Source organism: Rhodococcus sp. NPDC057135, from assembly GCF_042670865.1.
Classification (GTDB): domain Bacteria; phylum Actinomycetota; class Actinomycetes; order Mycobacteriales; family Mycobacteriaceae; genus Rhodococcus_F.
Genome location: NZ_JBHUUU010000004.1, coordinates 315,978 through 336,775, shown reverse-complemented (window position 1 = coordinate 336,775; position 20,798 = coordinate 315,978). Strand labels below are relative to the sequence as shown.

Annotated in this window: 19 protein-coding genes; 12 read left to right on the top strand and 7 right to left on the bottom strand. The window is 62.3% G+C overall.

The window, feature by feature from the left end; all coding sequences use genetic code 11:
* Positions 1-9 precede the first annotated feature (9 nt).
* From ACFT1A_RS09725 to ACFT1A_RS09710, 4 genes are all read left to right on the top strand, one after another.
* Positions 10-891, top strand: coding sequence for an SMP-30/gluconolactonase/LRE family protein (locus tag ACFT1A_RS09725; RefSeq protein ID WP_378446798.1), 882 nt, complete (start codon positions 10-12; stop codon positions 889-891).
* A gap of 1 nt (position 892) precedes the next feature.
* Entirely contained in the window at positions 893-1,909 is a 1,017-nt protein-coding gene (locus ACFT1A_RS09720) for a TIGR03617 family F420-dependent LLM class oxidoreductase (protein ID WP_378446797.1), read from the top strand.
* 30 nt (positions 1,910-1,939) lie between these two features.
* Complete coding sequence (locus tag ACFT1A_RS09715) at positions 1,940-2,491, top strand: pyridoxamine 5'-phosphate oxidase family protein (protein WP_378446796.1); 552 nt, start codon at positions 1,940-1,942, stop codon at positions 2,489-2,491.
* A gap of 165 nt (positions 2,492-2,656) precedes the next feature.
* Complete coding sequence (locus ACFT1A_RS09710; RefSeq protein WP_378446795.1) at positions 2,657-4,567, top strand: alkyl/aryl-sulfatase; 1,911 nt, start codon at positions 2,657-2,659, stop codon at positions 4,565-4,567.
* Between the two features lie 90 nt (positions 4,568-4,657).
* Here the strand turns inward: ACFT1A_RS09710 and ACFT1A_RS09705 are convergent, their stop codons facing one another.
* A complete protein-coding gene (locus ACFT1A_RS09705) occupies positions 4,658-6,190 on the bottom strand; it encodes an FAD-dependent oxidoreductase (protein WP_378446794.1) in 1,533 nt (510 codons plus the stop codon).
* Positions 6,191-6,343: 153 nt separating this feature from the next.
* Here ACFT1A_RS09705 and ACFT1A_RS09700 point away from each other — a divergent pair, with 153 nt between their 5' ends.
* The 7 genes from ACFT1A_RS09700 (at position 6,344) to ACFT1A_RS09670 (ending at position 14,133) form a co-directional block, all read left to right on the top strand.
* On the top strand, positions 6,344-6,970 hold the full coding sequence (locus ACFT1A_RS09700) for a TetR family transcriptional regulator (RefSeq protein ID WP_378446793.1): 627 nt from the start codon (positions 6,344-6,346) through the stop codon (positions 6,968-6,970).
* Positions 6,971-7,213: 243 nt separating this feature from the next.
* Positions 7,214-8,377, top strand: a complete 1,164-nt coding sequence (locus ACFT1A_RS09695; protein WP_378446792.1) for a steroid 3-ketoacyl-CoA thiolase — start codon at positions 7,214-7,216, stop codon at positions 8,375-8,377.
* A gap of 34 nt (positions 8,378-8,411) precedes the next feature.
* Positions 8,412-10,592 (top strand): acyl-CoA dehydrogenase, encoded by a 2,181-nt coding sequence (locus tag ACFT1A_RS09690; RefSeq protein WP_378446791.1) that lies wholly within the window; start codon positions 8,412-8,414, stop codon positions 10,590-10,592.
* 7 nt (positions 10,593-10,599) lie between these two features.
* Entirely contained in the window at positions 10,600-11,802 is a 1,203-nt protein-coding gene (locus ACFT1A_RS09685; protein ID WP_378446790.1) for a lipid-transfer protein, read from the top strand.
* Positions 11,802-12,671, top strand: a complete 870-nt coding sequence (locus ACFT1A_RS09680) for a MaoC/PaaZ C-terminal domain-containing protein (RefSeq protein ID WP_378446789.1) — start codon at positions 11,802-11,804, stop codon at positions 12,669-12,671. Before ACFT1A_RS09685 ends, ACFT1A_RS09680 begins: the two co-directional genes overlap by 1 nt.
* On the top strand, positions 12,671-13,321 hold the full coding sequence (locus ACFT1A_RS09675) for a PaaI family thioesterase (protein ID WP_378446788.1): 651 nt from the start codon (positions 12,671-12,673) through the stop codon (positions 13,319-13,321). Before ACFT1A_RS09680 ends, ACFT1A_RS09675 begins: the two co-directional genes overlap by 1 nt.
* Before the next feature lie 23 nt (positions 13,322-13,344).
* Positions 13,345-14,133: an SDR family NAD(P)-dependent oxidoreductase gene (locus tag ACFT1A_RS09670; RefSeq protein WP_378446968.1), complete on the top strand. Its 789-nt coding sequence runs from the start codon at positions 13,345-13,347 to the stop codon at positions 14,131-14,133.
* Positions 14,134-14,235: 102 nt separating this feature from the next.
* Here the strand turns inward: ACFT1A_RS09670 and ACFT1A_RS09665 are convergent, their stop codons facing one another.
* The gene (locus ACFT1A_RS09665) at positions 14,236-14,979 is read right to left on the bottom strand and encodes an SHOCT domain-containing protein (protein ID WP_378446787.1); all 744 of its coding nucleotides are present in this window, start codon (positions 14,977-14,979) and stop codon (positions 14,236-14,238) included.
* Positions 14,980-15,262: 283 nt separating this feature from the next.
* On the opposite strand from ACFT1A_RS09665, the gene ACFT1A_RS09660 reads away from it, so the two are divergent.
* Entirely contained in the window at positions 15,263-15,418 is a 156-nt protein-coding gene (locus ACFT1A_RS09660) for a hypothetical protein (protein ID WP_378446786.1), read from the top strand.
* Between the two features lie 22 nt (positions 15,419-15,440).
* Here ACFT1A_RS09660 and ACFT1A_RS09655 read toward each other — a convergent pair whose 3' ends face one another.
* The 5 genes from ACFT1A_RS09655 to ACFT1A_RS09635 all read right to left on the bottom strand — a co-directional run bounded on the left by ACFT1A_RS09655 (position 15,441) and on the right by ACFT1A_RS09635 (position 20,566).
* Entirely contained in the window at positions 15,441-16,937 is a 1,497-nt protein-coding gene (locus tag ACFT1A_RS09655) for a DUF222 domain-containing protein (RefSeq protein WP_378446785.1), read from the bottom strand.
* A gap of 76 nt (positions 16,938-17,013) precedes the next feature.
* Entirely contained in the window at positions 17,014-17,529 is a 516-nt protein-coding gene (locus ACFT1A_RS09650) for a nuclear transport factor 2 family protein (RefSeq protein ID WP_378446784.1), read from the bottom strand.
* A 1-nt stretch (position 17,530) separates the two neighbouring features.
* On the bottom strand, positions 17,531-18,427 hold the full coding sequence (locus ACFT1A_RS09645) for a TIGR03619 family F420-dependent LLM class oxidoreductase (RefSeq protein WP_378446783.1): 897 nt from the start codon (positions 18,425-18,427) through the stop codon (positions 17,531-17,533).
* Positions 18,428-18,437: 10 nt separating this feature from the next.
* Entirely contained in the window at positions 18,438-18,908 is a 471-nt protein-coding gene (locus ACFT1A_RS09640) for a nuclear transport factor 2 family protein (protein ID WP_378446782.1), read from the bottom strand.
* Positions 18,905-20,566 (bottom strand): class I adenylate-forming enzyme family protein, encoded by a 1,662-nt coding sequence (locus ACFT1A_RS09635; RefSeq protein ID WP_378446781.1) that lies wholly within the window; start codon positions 20,564-20,566, stop codon positions 18,905-18,907. Before ACFT1A_RS09635 ends, ACFT1A_RS09640 begins: the two co-directional genes overlap by 4 nt.
* Positions 20,567-20,798: the final 232 nt, after the last annotated feature.

The following is a 20,798-nucleotide window of genomic DNA, read 5'->3' as shown; positions in this document are numbered from 1 at the left end:
GAGAGCCTGATGGCACCAGAAGTTGCGGTAGTTCTCGAGGGATACACCTACTTCGAATGCCCGCGCTGGCACGAGAACCGGATCTGGGTGTCGGACTTCTACACCTACCAGGTGATTTCGGCCTGCGAGGACGGGACCGACATACGCGTCGAGGCGGAGGTTCCAGGGCAGCCGTCCGGGCTGGGGTGGCTTCCGGACGGCAGATTGCTCGTCGTCTCCATGCGGGACCAGAAGATTCTGCGGCGAGAATCCGACGGCGAGTTGGTCGTGCACGCAGACTTGTCCGGGTACGTCAGTGCCAACGTCAACGACATGCTGGTCGACGCGCAGGGACGAGCGTACGTGGGCAACTTCGGGTTCGATCTGATGAACCTGGCGCCCGTCGAAACGGCAGATCTACTCCGAGTCGACCCGGACGGGTCGGTCCACGTTGTGGCACGAGATCTCCACTTCCCCAACGGAATGGCTTTGACATCAACCGGAGATCTGCTCGTGGACGAAACCTTGGGGAATCGAATCAGCAGGTTTGCCGTCCAACCGGATGGCTCGCTGGGGGAGCGCCGCGACTGGGCGTCGTTCGGACCGGTGCCTGGTGGCCCCGAGATGGAGACCACGCTTGCACAGATTGTTGTTGCGGCCGATGGTTGTTGCATCGACGGAGACGATTCGATGTGGGTGGCCGATGCCCTCGGAAGTCGAATTCTCCACGTGGACCCGTCTGGCAAGATAATCGATGAAATTGCCTTCGACAGCGGTGTCTTCGCCTGTGGGCTCGGCGGTTCCGACGGTCGTACGCTGTTCGTGTGTGCCGCCCCGGACTTCAACGAACACGCTCGCAAGGTCGCTACCGAAGGAAAGCTGCTGTCGATTCGTCTGGAGCCGTTGGCCTGACATGGAATTGGTGACCTCGCTACCTGCCGACATCCCGCTGCGGCAGGTAGCTCAGCGTGTCAGACGCATCGAGAACCTCGGTTTCGACACGGTACACATCTCCGAGACCATTCGCGATCCGTTTGCGGTGGCGGCACTCGCCGTCGAGCACAGCACCACCCTCACTGTCCGGACGTCGATGGTTGTCGCGTTTGCACGCAGCCCCATGGTGACGGCTTTGGCTGCGTGGGATCTGGCGGACTTCTCGGGTGGACGATTCCAACTGGGGCTCGCGACGCAGGTGCGGGGAAACGTCGTCGGGCGATATTCGATGCCGTGGACGGATCCTGTTGCGCAACTGCGTGATTACGTCAGCGCAGTACGTGAGATCTTCCGAGTGTTCCAGGATGGCGGTGAACTCGACCATGCCGGAACGCACTACACCTTCAACCGGCTGCAACCCTATTTCAACCCGGGGCCGATCGGCGTCCCCGCACCCGAGATATGGACCGGGGGAGTGAACTCCCGCATGTGCTCACTGGCCGGAGCCATCGCCGACGGTTTTGTTGCTCACCCCACCAGCTCCCATCCGAAGGTGCTCGCGGAGAGGATCATTCCAGCTTTGGCGGCAGGAGGAAGGAAACCGAGACTGATTGCCGTTCCGAAGACGATCACCGGCAGAGATCGCGCTGCGATAATTGCGCAGCGAGAAGCGGTGCGCAGTGAGCTTGCCTTTCTCTACTCCACACCGGCATACCGAGTTGCGCTCGAGGTCCTCGGATTGTCCGAGGTCGGGGAGAAGTTGACTGCGATGGCGCGAACGGGCGATTGGGCTCACCTCCCCGCCGTCCTCGCCGACGATGTTCTCGACATCTTGGTCACGCAATGCACATACGCCGAACTCCCCGAAGCGCTGAGTTCGAAGTACTCGGGCCTCTGCGACGGGATTGCACTGGCAGTGCCGACGGATCCCGCCGACGACGGAGATTTCACAGCGATCTGTGAGGAGCTTCGAGCCGCCGCAGCGTCTGCCCCGTGACGTCCAGTCGGCGCGATCTACACTTTCGGCATGGGGCGCGTCTACGAAGGCATCGATGAAAAGCTCACCACGTGGTTGCAGGCTCAACCGCTGTTCGTCGTTGCCACCGCACCGTTGTCTGCTGACGGGTTGATCAATTGCTCACCCAAAGGTGGAGTCGGATCGTTTGTGGTGCTGACATCCACCCGGGTGGCGTACCTCGACCTGACTGGTAGCGGAGTGGAAACTATCGCGCACGTGCGTGAGAACTCGCGAATAACTCTGATGTTCATGGCATTTGGCGGACCGCCGAAGATTGTCCGGCTTCACGGCAATGCGCGCGTTCTACTGGCAGGGTCGGAACCGTTCAACGAGCTGGTCGGTAAGTTCCCCGACCACCCGGGGCTGCGGTCCATCGTCGTGGTTGATCTGACGCGCGTCTCGGATTCGTGCGGATACGCAGTACCGCTGATGGACTACCAATCCGACCGTGACGTGCTCGACCGCGTAGCGGAGAAGAAGGGCCCGGAGCGGCTCATCGCCTATCGCGCCGAGAAGAACGCGAAGAGTGTGGACGGTTTGCCCGGTATCGACCCGGAGTGACGCGCTGGTTCTGTCCTTCGCTCAGTCGCCATCTCACCTGTGACGGGTGATGCGCGAATTCCGCGTGGCCGCCAGATTGGCTGCAGAGGGTTCCGCGTCAGGTCACGGTCCGATGGCATCGCGTGCTTGCGTGGGCGAGAAGACAAGAACCGGAGGAGAGTACTCATGGGTGCTGAGGCCAAGCCTGCAACGCCGTTCACGGTCGAGGTCAACCGCGCGGCAGTCGACGATTATCCGATGTCGGACCGCGAGGATTTCGGCGACGCGGACCGCGGATTCATCGCCGGGTGGGAGAACGATCAGGTCTTCAACGACAACGGTGATCTGATCCACGACGGTCAACCGCTCGAATACATCGCCGATGACAAACAGGCTCCGGAGTCGGTGAACCCGAGCCTGTGGAGGCAGTCGCAGTTGGTGAGGCGCTGTGGGCTCTACAAGGTGGTCGACGGTCTGTACCAGGTCAGATTCGCAGTCAACCTGACCATCGTCGACGCTCCCGACGGACTCGTCATCATCGACACCACCACCAGTGCTGATCTCGCCAAGGCGGGCCTGGAGTTGTTCCGTCGTGAACTGGGCAACAACAAGCCGATCGTCGCGATCATCTACACCCATACGCATTTCGACCATTACGCCGGCGTCAAAGGCCTCGTCGACGAGGCAGACGTAGCTTCGGGCAAGATCCCGATCGTCGCACCCGGAACCATCGAATCGTTCAACAAGTTCGCGATCGGTGAGAACGTCATCACCGGCAATGCGATGTCGCGACGTATGGGTTACACCTTCGGTCTGATTCTGCCGCAATGCGATTGCGGTCTGGTGACAGTCGGCCTGGGTTCGGGTGCCGACAACATGAACATCCACATGACGTACATTCCGCCCACCGACGGCATCACCAAGACCGGCGAGGTGCGTAATCTCGGCGGGTGGGAATTCGAGTTCCTGTATGCCCCGGACACCGAGGCGCCGGAAGAGATGCACATCTGGATCCCCGCCATCAAAGCGCTCACGTGCGCCGAGAACGCCAACCACTCGATGCACAACATCCAGACGATCCGCGGCGCGCGTACCCGAGACGCGCGCAACTTCGCCAGGTACTTGGATGAGACGTTGGTGCGATGGGGCGCTGACGTCGAAGTACACCACGGCCCGCACACGTGGCCGGTGTGGGGGAACGGCACAGTGGTGGAATTCCTTGAATCACAACGGGACATGTACAAGTTCATTCACGATCAGGCTCTTCGATTTGCCAACCAGGGCTACACGCCGCTCGAAGCTGCAGAGGTCGTGCGACTGCCGGAGGCCATCGGCCAGAAGTGGTACAACCGCTACTACCACGGCGGACTGCACCACAACGTGCGCGCAGTGTTCCACAAGGAGCTCGGCTTCTGGGACGGAGACCCTGCGACGATCTTGCCGTTGCTGCCCGAGGATCACGCCAAGCGGCACGTCGACTTGATCGGGCGGGAGAAGATACTTACCGAGGGCCGCAATGCTTTTGATGCAGGCGACTATCGATGGGCGGTGCAGCTTCTCCATCATCTGGTTTTCGCCGATCCTGGCGACGAGGAAGCGAAGAATCTGCAGGCAGACGCCTACGAGCAGCTCGGGTATCAGCAGGAAGTTCCGCAGTATCGGTCGATCTTCCTCGCCACCGCAATGGAACTGAGGAACGGGGTGACCGGTGCCGGCCAGGTCAACACCGACAGCACGGACACGATCTTGTCGATGCCAATCGATCTGCTTTTCGACTATGCGGGCGTGCACCTCGTTGCCGAGAAGGCAGACGACGTCGACATCTCCATCAACTTCAGTTTTGCCGACACCAAACAAGATTGGAACATGTGGGTTCGTCGGGCGGTGCTGAACGCACGCTCCGGACGGGCATCCGACGCGCAACTGACGCTCACGGGTCCGAAGCCGCTACTTGCCGGAATCCTGCTCCAACCGGGCAAGGCGTCCGCCATTCTCGAAAGCGGGAAGGTCACGCACGACGGCGACGTCTCGACTCTGTCGCGCTTCGCCGACATCATGGACGTGTTCGACCCGAATTTCAACATCGCGACGCCGTGAGAAAGAAAGGCCGTGAGAAAGAAAGTGGGGCAGACGATTGCGATATCGGCTGCCCCACGATCTGTTGCCACACAATGTGATTGAACTACGTTACTTCGCCATGTCCTGGGCTGCTCGGTAGGAGAAGACCATCGCCGTCCCCAGTGGAACTCCGGGGCCGGGGTAGAAACGCCCGCTCAACGAAGCGCTCGTGTTGCCGGCGGCGTACAGGCCGTCGATGGCGCTGCCGTCGGCGCGAAGAACGCGACCGTTGACGTCGGTGACCAAACCGCCCTTGGTGCCGAGGTCACTGAGGACGATGCGAGCTGCGTAGAACGGACCGTTCTCGATGGCCGTCAGCGCCGCATTCGCGCCGCCGTTGGGCGGGCAGAAGAATGCGTCGTACGGGTCCTCTCCGCGGTGGAACTCTTCGTCGACACCCAGTTTTGCTGCATCGTTGAACTTTTCGACGGTGCTGCGCAGCGCGTCGGCCGGCAGTCCGGTTTTGGCGGCGAGCTCTTCGAGAGTGTCGGCGCCCACCCAGGTTCCGGCTTCGAGGTGTTTGTCGGGCGCCGTGTTCGGGATGCAGATGGCGGGTAGCCCGCCACCCTCGCGTGAGTCGAAGATCATGAACGACGGCACGGCAGAACCGTTGTCGTCGTGAGCATCCATTGCCCGGCCGAACTGGTCGTACGGGAGCGACTCGTTGAGGTACCGCTCGCCCGCCTTGTCGACGACGAGGCCGCCCCGAACGCCGACCATGAAGGCTGCGCTGCCGTCGGGCTGCTCGACGCCGGGGCAGAACCATGCCTGATCGAGCAATGCGGTTGCGCCACCGACAGCGATACCGGCAGAGATCGCGTCGCCGGTATTGGCGCCGAACGGCCCCATACTCCAGATCGCTTTGCCAGGGGTGCCGGCCTGCTCACGCATCTCGGTGTTGCCTTCGATGCCGCCCGCTGCCATCAGGACACCGCGGTTCGCTTTGATTCGCTGGGTTTCGCCGCCCGATTCGACCTCGGCGCCGACGACTCGTCCGTCTTCGACGATCAGGGACGTGAGAACGGATTCGGTTCGAAGTTCTGCTTTGCCGGTGCTTTGGACTGCGGCCAGCAGACGGCCGATCAGTGCGCGCCCACCGATCATCGGGCCGGGAGCGTGGCCTTGACCGGTGCGGTCCTGGTCCAGTTCCGGACGCACCTTGCCGGCGAGATCACCGATGTCGGCGGGATCGAGATCGAGCGGGTTGATGGAGCGTCCCGTGTCCATCCGGCCCTCGGCCTTGTAGTAGTCGGGAAACGCGCGGAACTCGAATTCGATGTTCGGGTTCTCCTCGAGCAACGCGACCACTGCCGGTGCGGTCTCGACGTAGGCGTCCTGGCGATCGGACTCGGAGTCGCCGAGCAGCGTGCGCAGATAGGTACGTGCGTTCTCCGTCGAGTCAGGCAGTCCCGCGCGTTCCTGTACCTGGGTTCCCGGCAGCCAGATGGATGCGCCCGAGTACGCGGAAGTTCCGCCGAAGCGATCGGTTTTCTCGAGGACGATTGTCGTCAATCCTCGAGCTGCCGCGGTGTATGCGCCGGTCAGCGCGCCGCCGCCGGAGCCGACTACCAACACGTCGCACTCGGTGGTCCAGTCCTGCATCATTGCGTCCTTACTCCAAGAGGGTGGGGTGTCCACGGAATACCGCACGGAGAGAGAAGGCCATGCCAGGTCCCACTGAGCGGGCAATACGCCGACATGGGTGATCGAGGTGAGAGAATTGGCGAGGTCGTTCGCGACTGAGACTCAGAATCGATGATGGGGGCGACGTTGCCGAGAATTGCCGAGGTCAGGGACGCTGCCGAGCCCAGTTCGGACGAGCAGCGGGCGCGTCATGTGCGGATGCTGGAAGCCGCCGCCGAATTGGGGACCGAGAAGGAACTCTCACGGGTTCAGATGCATGAGGTCGCCAAGCGGGCGGGCGTGGCCATCGGCACCCTTTATCGCTACTTCCCCTCGAAGACGCACCTCTTCGTCGCAGTGATGGTCGAGCAGATCGATCAGATCGGCGACAGCTTTGCCAAGCATCAGGTTCAGTCGGACAATCCGCAGGACGCGGTGTACGAGGTGTTGGTACGCGCCACTCGCGGGTTACTGCGTCGGCCGGCTCTCTCGACTGCGATGTTGCAGTCGTCCAGTACCGCCAATGTCGCGACGGTGCCGGACGTGGGCAAGATCGATCGTGGATTCCGGCAGATCGTCCTCGATGCGGCCGGAATCGAGAACCCCACCGAGGAAGACAACACAGGTCTGCGTCTGCTGATGCAGCTGTGGTTCGGGGTTATCCAGTCCTGCCTCAACGGTCGAATCTCCATCCCCGATGCGGAGTACGACATCCGCAAAGGGTGCGACCTGCTTCTGGTGAATCTCTCGCGACACTGACGTGACCACGCTCGAATAAGACACTGACGTGACCACGCTCGAATAGACACTGACGTGACCTCGCCCCTCAGGGGTGGGTTCGCCATGTCTCAAAATTGAAATCAATTCTATTATTGAAGGTGGCATTGTGCCGGAGTTGCCGTTGGCGGGGGCATTGCCCTCCTCTCATTAATAGAATACATTACAAAAAAGTTGACGGTGAGCCAGCTCACCGACCGAAAACTCCACGAAGGAGCGCACATCATGGGTCATGCAGTCATCGTCGAGGCCGCGCGGACACCGATCGGACGTCGTCGCGGCGCCCTGGCGGGACTGCACCCCGCCGAGATTCTGGGAGCAGCGCAGCTCGGGGTCCTCGAGCGGGCAGGCGTCGCACCGGAAGACATCGGACAGATCATCGGCGGCTGTGTCACCCAGGCGGGCGAACAGTCCAACAACGTCACGCGCCAGGCGTGGCTGCACGCCGGCCTGCCGTACAGCACAGCGGCAACCACCATCGACTGCGCCTGTGGATCTGCCCAGCAGGCAGTGCATTTGATTTCCGGACTCATTTCCTCGGGTCAGATCTCGGCCGGTATCGGCTGCGGCGTCGAGGCCATGAGTCGTGTGTTCCTGGGCCAGGCCAATGCGCCCGGAACGGGAAACCCGTACCCGGACGACTGGACCATCGACATGGGTGACCAGTTCACCTCTGCTCAGCGTATTGCCGAGAAGCGTGGCATCACACGCGCGGACGTCGACGCCTTCGGTCTCGAGTCGCAGCGCCGCGCAGCCCAGGCCTGGGCAGAAGGCCGTTTCGACCGCGAGATCGTTCCCGTCAAGGCTCCGGTCGTAGACAAGGAAGGCGTGGCTACCGGCGAGATCGCCACCGTCACTCGCGATGGCGGCCTGCGTGAGACGACGGCCGAAGCGCTCGCCGGACTCAAGCCGGTTATCGAAGGCCACATCCACACCGCCGGCAACTCCTCGCAGATCAGTGACGGCGCCGCTGCGGTGCTGCTGATGAGCGAAGCGCGGGCACATGAGTTGGGATTGAAGCCCCGCGCCCGGATCGTTGCTTCCGGCATGGTCGGATCCGATCCGTTCTACCACCTCGACGGTCCCATCGAGTCCACCCAGATGGTGCTCGACAAGGCCGGAATGACCTTGAACGACATCGATCTCGTCGAAATCAACGAAGCATTTGCCTCCGTCGTGCTCTCCTGGGCGCAGATTCACGGAGCAGACTTGTCCAAGGTCAACGTCAACGGCGGTGCGATCGCCCTCGGACACCCCGTCGGATCGACGGGCGCTCGTCTGATCACCACGGCGCTGCACGAACTCGAGCGCTCGAACAAGTCGACGGCTCTGGTCACGATGTGCGCCGGTGGCGCTCTCTCGACCGCCACCATCATCGAACGCATCTGACCCGTACCCGCACTGTCGAATTGACGAGGTAGACATGACCATTGGATTGAGTGAAGAAGATCGCGACCTCCGCGACTCCGTACGGGGCTGGGCGGCGCGCCACGCAACACCCACCGTCATCCGTGAAGCTGTCGAGGCGAAGGTCGAAACCCGCCCGCAACTCTGGAACGGGCTTGCCGAGCAGGGGCTTCTCGGACTGCACATCGCCGAGGAATTCGGTGGCGCCGGGTACGGACTGGTCGAACTCGCTATCGTCGTCGAGGAGCTGGGACGCTCCATGGTTCCTGGACCGTTTCTGCCGACGGTAGTGCTCAGCGCTGTTCTCAGTGATGCCGGAGTATCGGGCAGGCTGCCGGCGCTCGTGGACGGCAGCACTCTCGGAGCTGTTGCACTGCAGCCGGGTTCGCTGAAGATCGCGCGTGACGGTGACACTGCCACGCTGAGCGGTACGTCCAGTCAGATTCTCGGCGGTCATGTCGGCGACGTCTTCCTGCTCGCGACGGACAGCGGATTCGTGTTGCTCGAACGCGATCGTCTCGAGGTGACAGACCTGGCCAGCTACGACGTTGTACGTCGTAACTCCGAGGTCACCGTCGACGGACTAGTTCTCGCTGATGCGGAAATCCTCACCATCGACACCCAGCGTGTACTCGACATTGCCGCAACGCTGTTCGCGGCCGAGGCATCCGGCTTGGCGGACTGGGCAGTCACGACCTCAGCTGACTACGCGAAGGTGCGTCAGCAGTTCGGTCGTCCGATCGGCCAGTTCCAGGGCGTCAAGCACAAGGCTGCTCGGATGCTCGCTCTTGCCGAGCAAGCACGCGTCTGTGCCTGGGATGCTGCACGTGCCCTGACGCCGGCGAACGGTGTCGGTGCCGAAGAGGCCTCTCTCGCCGCGGCCGTCGCCGGTGCAACTGCTCTGGAGGCCGGCTTCTCCGTCACGCGCGACTGCATCCAGGTGCTCGGCGGTATCGGCTACACCTGGGAGCACGACGCACACCTTTACTTGCGTCGTGCGCAGTCCTTGCGAATTCTGCTGGGTTCCACGGCATCCTGGCGTCGACGCGTTGCCGAGTTGACCATTGCCGGCACCCGGCGCGTGCTCAGCATCGAATTGCCGCCCGAGGCCGAGGCGATCCGCGCCGATGTTCGAGCCGAGCTCGCACCGGCAAAGGGCCTCGAAGGTGCCGCGCAGAAGACGTATCTCGCGGAAAAGGGCTACACCGCACCACACTTCACGGCTCCGTGGGGCAAGTCCGCCGATGCCGTCAGCCAACTGGTCATCGCCGAAGAATTGCGCGCTGCGAAGATCAAGCCGCACGACATGATCATCGGCAACTGGGTCATCCCGACGCTCATCGCGCACGGCAACGAAGAGCAGCTTGCCAAGTTCGTCCCGCCGTCACTGCGCGGCGACATCGTCTGGTGCCAGCTCTTCTCCGAGCCCGGCGCAGGTTCCGACCTCGCGGCTCTGAGCACGAAGGCCACCAAGGTGGACGGTGGCTGGAAGTTGCAGGGCCAGAAGGTATGGACGTCGATGGCACGCGACGCGCACTGGGGAATCTGCCTCGCCCGCACCGACGCCGACGCCCCCAAGCACAAGGGCTTGTCCTACTTTCTCATCGACATCAAGAACAGCGGTCTCGACATTCGCCCGTTGCGCGAGATCACCGGCGAGGCACTCTTCAACGAGGTGTTCTTCGACGACGTCTTCGTTCCGGACGAGTGCCTGGTCGGCGAGCCGGGTGACGGCTGGAAGCTCGCTCGCACCACGCTGGCCAACGAGCGTGTCTCGCTGTCCAACGACTCGTCCCTGGGATCGGGCGGCGAGGCTCTGCTGAGCCTGGTCGACGGGCTGCCCGGTGGTATCGACGACGAGCAGCTGACGGTTCTCGGAAAGGTGCTGTGCGACGCACAATCCGGCGGTTTGCTCGGTCTGCGCACCACGCTGCGCTCGCTTACCGGCGCACAGCCGGGGGCTGAGTCCTCGGTGGCGAAGCTGATCGGCGTCGAGCACATCCAGCAGGTCTGGGATGTGGCGATGGAGTGGGCTGGTCCCAGTTCCCTTCTGGGCGATCAGCATCGGATGTCTGCGACGCAGATGTTCCTGAACTCGCAGTGCATGTCCATCGCGGGTGGTACAACCAATGTTCAGCTCAACATCATCGGTGAGCGAATCTTGGGTCTGCCTCGTGACCCCGAACCGGGAAAGTGACCTGCACATGAGCAATCGCACCTTCGTCATCGGCGTGGGCATGACCAAGTTCGAGAAGATCGAGACCCGCGACTGGGAATACCCGGACATGGTGACCGAGGCAGTCTCGAATGCCCTGACCGATGCCGGGATCAGCTACGACCAGATCCGGCGTGCTGCAGTCGGTTACGTGTTCAATGCGTCGACTGCCGGCCAGCGAGCCCTCTACGAGATCGGTCTGACAGGCATCCCTATCTTCAACGTCAACAACAACTGCGCCACGGGGTCCACGGCGCTGATGATGGCGCGCGAATGGGTCCAGGCGGGGCAAGCGGACTGCGCCTTGGCTGTCGGATTCGAGAAGATGACCAAAACGGCGTTGACCGGCAACGGTGAGATGCCCAAGGTCACCACTTTGGACTCTCAGCTGAAAATCATGGTCGAGGACTACGGCTTCGCCCGCTCGCCCATGACCGCTCAGTTGTTCGGCAACGCTGCCGTCGAACACATGAAGAAGTACGGCACCACGGTCGAGCAGATTGCAGCCGTGGCGGTCAAGAACCACAAGCACTCGGTCAACAATCCGTATGCACAGTTCCGTGACGAGTACACCCTCGAACAGGTTCTGAGCGACAAGATGATTCACGAGCCGTTGACGCGTTCGCAGTGTTCGCCGACTTCGGACGGCGCCGGAGCTGCCATCGTGGTGAGCGAGAAGTTCGTGCGTGAGCACGGTCTCGAAGACCAGGCGATCGAGATCGTCGCGCAGGCGTTGACCACCGACACCGAGGCGGCGTTCGCCGAGAAGTCGATGATCGACGTGGTCGGTGCGCCGATGACGGCCGCCGCGGCCGAGCAGGCCTTTGCGCAGGCCGGGATCACCATCGATGACGTCGACGTCATCGAACTGCACGACTGCTTTGCGATCAACGAGATCATCACCTACGAGGGCCTGGGGATGTGCGCAGTCGGAGAAGGCGGAAAGCTCGTCGAATCCGGCGCGACCACGTACGGCGGCCAATGGGTCGTCAACCCGTCGGGTGGTTTGATCTCGAAGGGACACCCGCTGGGTGCGACGGGCTTGGCACAGTGCGCCGAACTCACGTGGCAGCTCCGCGGGACGGCAGATGCCCGCCAGGTCGAGGGCGCTCGAATTGGACTGCAGCACAACCTCGGACTGGGCGGCGCGTGCGTCGTGACGGTCTACCGATCCGGAACTTTGGAGAACTGATGGCTATCGATCTTGCGGTGGCATTGGCTGCCGAACCGACTGTGCGCGAGGCGTCGTGGACCGACCGCGACGTCATGCTTTACCAACTGGGTCTGGGGGCCGGCGTGAACGCGCTGGATCCTGCGGAACTCACCTGGGTGTACGAAAAGGGGCTGAAGGTACTACCGACATTTGCAATGGTTGCAGGCCAGGGAGTTTCGGCGGGTGTACTGCCAGCGCCGTCGATGAGCATGCCGGGAATCGACATCGACCTGCGCAAGATCCTGCACGGCGGGCAGTCGCTGTCACTTCACGCCCCGATCCCGTCGACGGGTACCGCGCGTATTTCCTCCCGCGTTGCCGACGTCTGGGACAAGGGAAAGGCGGCTGTGATCGTTCTCGAGACCGCAGCGCATGACCTTGACGGGAATCCGTTGTGGACCACAGGAATGCAGATCTGGGCGCGCGGCGAAGGCGGATTCGGCGGAGATGCCGGACCCGAAGTTGTTGCCGGGGTGCCTGATCGAGCGCCGGACAAGGTACTGGCGTCGAGTACCAGTCCCTCGCAAGCGCTGGTGTACCGACTCAGCGGAGACATGAACCCTCTCCACGCCGATCCTGCCTTCGCGAAGATGGCGGGCTTCGACGCACCGATCCTGCATGGTCTCGCGTCGTACGGCATCGTCTGCAAGGCAGTGGTAGACGGGATTCTCGACGGAGATCCGACCCGGGTGAAGAACTACTCGGTGCGGTTTGCCGGTTCGCTGTTCCCCGGCGAATCCATCACCACCTCGGTATGGCAGGAAGGCAACACACTGACCTTGGCGGCGACGTGCCCCGAGCGCGAGAACTCCCCGGTTCTCACACACGCAACAATGGAGATCAACTGATGGACCTCGGTACGCACCCCACGGCAGCAACACATCCGGGCGGCACGATTCTGACGTCGCCGCCGCAGGACGCTCCGGTCGACCGGGCGACGGCAGCGGCGCGTCGCGTTGTCGACGCGATGCTGCGGACCGACCGCGGAAACGCCAATCTGGACCGGGTTGCGGAGGAGCTCAACAGCATTGCCGAGCACCTCGAGCAGCACTCGCCCGAGGTTGCCGAGCGGTTGATCGACATGTGGAACGGTGAGGGCGTGACTCGTCACGATCCAGTGACCGGTCCCGAGAACGCCATTGCGCCGCCGCTCGTCCTGGAGGGGCTTGCCGACGGTTCGGTGCAGGGAGTCGTCACGTTGACTCTGCCGTACCAGGGGCCTCCCGGTCACGTGCACGGCGGCGTTTCGGCGCTACTGCTCGATCACGTTCTCGGTGTCGCCAATGCCTGGGGTGGAACTTCCGGTATGACAGCACAATTGAGCACTCGCTACCACCGCCCGACTCCGCTGTTCGAGCCCCTCACCATCAGCGGCAAGTTCCTTTCCAAGGACGGCCGCAAGATTCACACCGTCGGCGAGATCAAGACGGCGGACGGCGAAGTGTGCGTGTCCGTAGAGGGACTGTTCATCGACAAGACGGTGCCGCGCCCCAGGTAGGGGTTCTGATGAAGGAGGCCCCCGTGGGCAAGCTCGACGGACGTGTAGCAGTGGTCACCGGTGCCGGTATGGGCATCGGTCGCGGAGTGGCAGGCGCGTTTGCACGTGAAGGTGCGTCGGTACTGGTTGCCGAGATCGACGAGGCAGCCGGTATCGAGACGGCGCAGTGGCTGCGCGACGAATGGGGCGTGGAGGCGGAGTTCATCCGCACCGACGTCACTGACAAAGCGCAGGTTGTTGCCATGGTCGACCGGGCCGTCGAGCGGTTCGGACGCCTCGATATTCTGGTCAACAATGCTTGGCGGACTTTCGGTTTCGCTCGGTTCGAGAAGATGACCGACGAGCAGTTGCGCGGCGGTTTCGACATGGCAGTGATGGCGGCTTTCTGGGCCATGCAGGCTGGACTACCGGAACTCGAGCGTCACGGCACGGGCCGCGTGATCAACATGTGCAGCCTCAATGGCGTTAACGCCCACATGTATTCGGTGCAGTACAACGCGGCCAAGGAAGCTCTGCGGACGCTCACTCGAACCGCCGCGCGTGAATGGGCTCCTCGGCAGGTGACCTGCAACGTCATTTGCCCCGGCGCGCAGAGCGCGGCGTACAAGCGTGTTGCCGAAGCCAATCCGGAGAACGTGGCCGTCATGGCCGCACAGAATCCGATGGGGCGGATCGGGGACCCTCTCGACGACATCGGTCCCGTTGCGGCCTTCCTGGCGAGTGACGACAGCCGCTACGTCACCGGCAACACCCTCTTCGTCGACGGTGGTGGGCACATCAACGGTGTGCAGTGGGCGCCGACGGTCGACTGATCGGCGGTACTTGGCCGTGAGTTTTGGAAGTTCAGAAAATTTCCAGCGTTTGTGTTTCCGCCCGCCACTTCGGTGGCGGGCGGATCTATCAACCCTCTGATCTCACATTCTTGCGAGGATGTCCGCTTTTTTCTGGGCGAACTCGTCTTCGGTGAGGATTCCAGCGTCGCGGAGCTGACCGAGCTTCGTGAGCTGCTCGATCGCGTCCGGCGCGGTTGTCATTGGCGGGACCGCTTCTGGCGGTGATGCAGGCACCGCGGGTGCCGGGTGGGAGGTGAAATGCCGGGTGTTGGCCATCGTGTGCGCGCTGATGCGTGCTTGGTTTGCGACCTCGTTGATGATGTTCACGGCCTCGCGCGGGCTCGGAACGTCGTTCAAGATCACCTGCTCGACCCTGGACGCACGTTGGACATGCACGACGACGTCGCCGACGCCACGCGTCTTCTGAGTGAGTGACTGCCTGAGATCTATGTCGAACAGCTGATTCGTCGGCACTTGCTGTGCATTTGTTGTGAGTGTCCCTCGCTCAAAGAAGAGCGTTGTTGCAGTCAGGCGGTAGCGACCGCCGCCGATACCCGTGAGTGGCTGCCCCTTCGCAGACCAGAGAACTCCCGGCGCACCTTCGAGGGCGGATGCCTCAGAGGATGACCGAGCCGTGAAATCCTGCGTCGCTGACCTGATTCGATTGGCGAATCCGTTCATTCCGGAAGTCGCTTGATCGTCGACTACCAGTTGCCACCCGACGGGTGCCGGCGGCCATGACGGGTCTGGCACCCACCCTTCGTAGGGCAGCCAGCCTTCAGGGGCGCCGGGCCATCCGGGGGCCGGGTTGAATCGCGGTGCCATGTGCTGCCCTCTGTTCGTAAAGTTGTGTCTTTCCGGTATCAAACCAGACGGGAGGTTCGTTACAGCTAGGTCGGTCGAGTTTGCGCATTCTGATGCTTCTCCTGGCGGCTCGCGCAGAATCGCGTGGCGCGTGGCGCTGATCCCACCACGACCATCGCACCATCGCTACCTTCTTGGTGAGTGGCGTGAATACTGACTCGAGTGGACGGCGAAACTCGTCGCCGGCGACGTAGTCTGAGTTCAGATATAGCGGGAACTCGCTTCGGAAGAGAAGAGGCTCGGGATGTCCGAATGGGTCAAGAAGGTCGAAGCTGAAGCCAAGGGGCTCCTCGCCGAGGCGGAAGAAGAGATGACCGTCCTCGAAGGTGTCGACACCATTGATCCACTTGCTGAGGACGATCCGGCAACAGACGACGACACCAAGCCAACGTCGGATTGACACTGCGACGCATCGACGCGTCTCAGAACGGTGGCGGGTCATCCCCATAGTTGATGGGTTCTCGGTGAGCCCGCGGTGAATTCCACCGCCTACTTTGAACGTGCTTCTCTGCTCGTTTCTGAATCCGTCGGCGCTGGTTATTGCGTTCGCTCTGGATACGGGCAGCCTTGTTCTCTGCCTGGGTCCGCCGATTTCGACCACCTTGCGGCGGTATCGGTTCGTGTAGGCCGGCCAACAGCCCTGCGGGCCGCGTTCGGTAGCAGTGCCCGGTCGGCGACGTCAGCGATATGGTTCGATCCTCGTTCGACGCGAACCGCCACTGGTCGGAATGCTTGAGGCGATGATGATTGCGGCAGAACGCACTCATATTCGACTCGACTGTTTTGCCGCCACGCTCGGGGTCGCCGTGATGGAAGGGTTCATTGTGGTCGAGGTCGGAATTCCAGGCCGGGACATCACAATGCAGCCACTGGCAGCTGCCCGCGATGATCCGCAACCACGTATCGAGTACTGCACCTGGCCGGTAGACGTGTGCCGACGCAGTCACTGGTTCGGTGGCGACATCAGCGGGTACGCGGACCTTTCGAATGACGGCGTCTTGCGCGATGTCGCGAGCATGCTCAGCGCTGATCACTCCGTACCCGTCCAGGTGGGCGGGCTCGCCGCCACCGCGCAGAGTGGAATCAGCCATCACGACGTGGACCACGGGCCGGCGAACGACAACAGCACCCCTACGATCCTGTGGGCAATCAGCACGGGCACAGTTACACGGCAAGAACGGTGATCCGTTGGTCAACTCGAAGAGCGCGTCGGCTCGCCGTTGCTCGTAGGTTCGCGAGTCGTGTCGGCACACCGACATCGCCAACTCGCGCAACCGACCGTCGAAGGCCCGCGCCTGCTCGGCCGGAACGCTTCCCAAGATCTTGGCCATCCCGTCCTCGGCGGCACTGACCCCGACGAACCGATCGGTGAGAGCGCGACGTCGACGTTCTCGCATGCCTTCCGGGTCCACCGCCGCCACGATCCGATCGATCGCCGCCGTCAGTCGCCTTCCCGTCAGGCCGGTTCCGCCGGCCACTGGCGGAGCGAGGACCTGCTCGAGCAGTAGTCGTTCGACCTCGTCGATCAACTCGTCTTTCACGTTCGCCGTTGCGGAATCGATCAAACCCACGCGGTACAGATCCAACTCGCCACGCGCCATCGCCGCTCGAGTACGATGCAAACGGGTCTTCAACGAGAAACCCAACCCGATCAACTTCCCGGCAGCTGCGCGACCCATCGTGAGCGTCGCACCGATTTCCGATTCCGCCAACTCGTGTGCGGTCGACGACCAGGTCCCACTCGCGACATGCTCTGAGCTCCGTCGCGAAAAGAACTCGGCAACGACTGCGAGCTTGCGTTCGACCAGCATTGCCTCGCATGCATGCAGATCGGTCATGAGATCAACCAGGGCACAATCAGTTTCGGTACCGGTCAGCTGTGCTGAGATACCGAAAAGCTCCGTCGCGGGGTTGAACATCCATTCATTCTATTCGAATGCGTGTTCGAATTGAATGGATTCCTCAAATCAGTCGGAAAGGTCCGGTTCCTGAATCTCAGTGCATCTCAAGGGTTTGCCGTAATGCTGTCAGGGGATCCGAGGCATCTCGACGCCCGCGCGGGCCAGGCCCCTCGGGGCTGACGAAGCGACCCTCGTCCGAGCGGGTCCACTCTCGTACGGCCCATCGCTCCTTGATAGCCCAACGTCCATCACGTCGCTCCATATGGTCGATGAACCGCGCACCGCTGGTGAAGTTGACCATCCCGATGCCTTCAGCGCCGCCCCAGTGAGTGGACATCGAGTATGCCTCGCTGATTGCCTGGTCGCCATGCAGTTCGACCAGATGATTGCCGATGTGGTGCATCGTGCCGCCGATCGCCGAGAGTTTCGGTGTGACCCAAGCGATGTACTCGTCGATGTTGCCGTCGAAACCGGTGTGATGGTCGACCGCATCCGGATGATAGGCGCTGCGGACGAGATCGAAGTCGAGGCGATCGATGCCGCGGCAGTACGTCAGAACCACCTCACGAATAGCCTGCTTGTCGATGAGATCCTGCAGTGCCCGGTCCATGTCACGCCTCCTTGATGTTGGTCATCCAGTCGATCAATTCTGGTAGTTCTTCAGCAGCGCAATCGAATACGGTAGGTCGGAGCACGACGACGGACGCGCCGCGGTCAAACCAGTCCCGGACTTTGTCCGCGGTTGCCGAGAGATCGACGGATCCGTTGTCGCGTCGAACGGGTGCCGCGGACACCTGCACACGCGCGGTGTCCGGGTCACGGTCATGAGACTCGAACGTGCTGCGCAACAAAGCAACACTGTCGGTGAACGTTTCCAGATCGGTCGGGTTCACGGTCCAGCCGTCGGCAACGCGTGCGATGCGGTCGAAGTTCCGCTGGCTTGGACCGAAACCGAAGAGCACCGGTACATGGGATTGGGTCGGCAGTGGGAGACTGTGGTAGTTCTCGAAAGCGAAGTCGCGCCCCTTGAAGGTGGCCGGGGCATTGGTCCACAGTTCGCGGCAGGCTGCGACAGTCTCCTCCATGCGGCCGAATCGCGCGTCGAAAGGCATGTTGGTGGCGGTGTATTCGGCTTCTTGCCATCCAACGCCGAAGCCCATGACGGTGCGACCTTCGGACAACGAGTCGAGTGTGGCAACCTGCTTGGCAAGCAGAGCCGCCGGGCGAACAGTGGCGATCAGAACCGATACCCCGAGGCGAGCGCGCTCCGTCACCGCGGCGATCGCGGACAGAAGTGAGATCGGTTCGTACCAAGGGTGTTCCACAGGGAACAAGAAGTTGTGTTCGACTACTCGCTGAGCGTGTGCGTCGGCATTGAACCCGAGGTGATCGCCGGTGCAGATCAGATCGATCCCGGCACGGTCAGCGCGTGCGGCGAAGTCCAGAACCGGGCGGATCTTGCCGTCGAAGAGGGCTTCGAGACCCAGGACGTTGACGCCGATCTCCACAGATACTCCTCTACAGTGCGCGTCGGGCGTGGGCGGACATGTCACCCATGTTGTCCATACAGAAAAGTCTCGAGCTGAACTGCCACGTTCCGTCGACGCAGGTGAAGCGATCGAAGTAGCGCCCTGACAGGATAGGTTGCAGGGCAAGCGCTTCAGTACCTTGTATGACCGTGATGTACGAGAGTGCCGACGCCGATTCGCCGTCGACCGCAATCCGTGTGTTGGTCAGCAGATGTTTGGTTTGCGGAATCGGCGGATCTCCGTGCATCCGAATGAAGCCGCTGCAGGCTGCAAAGACGGCATCGGCGTCGGATGAAATGACTGTGGTGGCAACCCCGTCCGGTCCGCACTGCCCGTAGTCGGACTGGGCGAACAATGCGGCGACTTCACGCAATCTGCCCTGATCGATCAGATGCGTGTACTCACAGAGCAGGTCACGGATCGCCGACTCGGCAACGATCCGTGACAGCTCCGCGGTCATACGGTGATCTCGCGCCGAACCATCTTCCCGGTTGCATTGCGAGGCAACAGATCACCGGTGATACGCCACTTCGACGGAACCTTGAAGTAGGACAGGCGTTCGGCGGCGTAGTCACGCAACTCGGCCTCCGTGGTCTCCGCTCCGGGGCGCAGGACCACCACAGCGGATACTTCCTGGCCGAGGTCGGGGTGCGGCATGCCGATGACAGCGCACTCGATCACGTCTGGGTGTTCGTCGAGCGTCTGCTCGATCTCGGTGGGGTAGACGTTTTCGCCGCCACGCAGGATCAGGTCGGAACGACGGCCGGTGAGACGGAGACGCCCGTTCTCGATGACGCCGAAATCGCCTGTGCGGAGCCAGCGTCCGGGCGCGATTGCAGACTCGGTTGCCTCGTCGTTCTCCCAATATCCGAGCATGACGAACGGGCTGCGGACACACACTTCACCTTCGATGCCGTCCGGCAGCCACTCGCCGAAGGGATCGCGAATCTCCATCGAGACGGTGATGATCGGACGGCCGAGAGTGCCTGGGAATTCTTCGAGTTCGGCGCCTACGGCTACTGCGATGGCGGTGCTGCATTCAGTGAGGCCGTAGCTGTCGACCAGAGCATTGCGTGCGAACGGCACCTGCTCCTTGAGTCGTTCTTTGAAAGCCGGCGACGACGGCGCGGATGCCAGCGAGAAGGAAGTCAGGGAAGAGACGTCGTACTTGGCAATGTTGCCGTGTTCGAGTAGGCGCGACGCCATTGTGGGTACCGCACCCCAGTTGGTCACGCGCTCGCGTTCGACCAGCCCGAGCACCTTGTCGACGTCGAAGCCGCCCTCGGTCAGGATGACGGCGCTGCCGGTCGCGAGACGGGGGACCACCAGATTGTGCAGGCTGGCGATGTGGAAGAGCGGGGACGTGAGCAGATAACGCAGCGGGCTCGGCTTGGAAGCATCGTACTCACGGCCGGTGAAGGCGGCGCCGATTGCGTCGCTGTAGCGGTGGTAGTCGACGACGGCCATCACGTTGCGGTGCGAGTGGAGTGCGCCCTTGGGACGACCGCTGGTTCCGCTGGTGAACAGGATGACTGCGGGATCGTCTTCGTCGATATCGGTGCTCGGCACGTCGGAGCCCGCGTACTCCGAGATGAGCGCGGGCAGATCCTCTTCCATGGTGAGGACCGTGATGCCTGCCGGCAGTTCGGGAAGCGCGGCGCCGCGCTTGGCGTCGACGACAAGAACCTTCGGACGCGAGAGCTCGATCCCGTGGGTCACCTCTCGCGGAACCCACCAACCGTTGAGACCGACCGCGATCGCGCCGAGCGCCTGCGTCGCGAAGAACGTCATGACCCACTCGGGAGTGTTGGCGGCGAGGATGCCCACTCGGTCGCCTTTGCGAACCCCGTACTTGTCCCGCAGGGCAGTTGCCAGAGCGGCGACGGAGTCGGCGTGCTCGGTGAACGAGATTCGGCGATCGCTGGTGACGAGATAGTCGGCGTCGCCCCAGGCCCGAGATGCCGAGATGAGCTCACCTATGGCACGACCACGGTTCTTCATCACGGGCATGACGGTGCCGAGAACCTCTTCTTCGACGATCTCGAATGGCCCACCTGGACCAGTGAGGCGTGAGACCGCCTGGTCCAGAAGCAACTGCGGATCTGCGGGGGCAGTCATGGAATGGCCTTTCGTATTGTGGCGCTTTTCACGTCACAAAATCTCACGAGAAAATCATATCTGTGGCGGCGGTTACCACTGAGCGAGACTGGGAGGGTTCAGGCTCTGAGGCGTCGATACGTTCGAGTCGTATCGCAGTTGGAGAAATCGACATTCCGATATCGACTAGGACACAGGACACGATGACGAACACCGCCACCGAAGCATCTTCGAACGCAGCGCTTGCAGCACC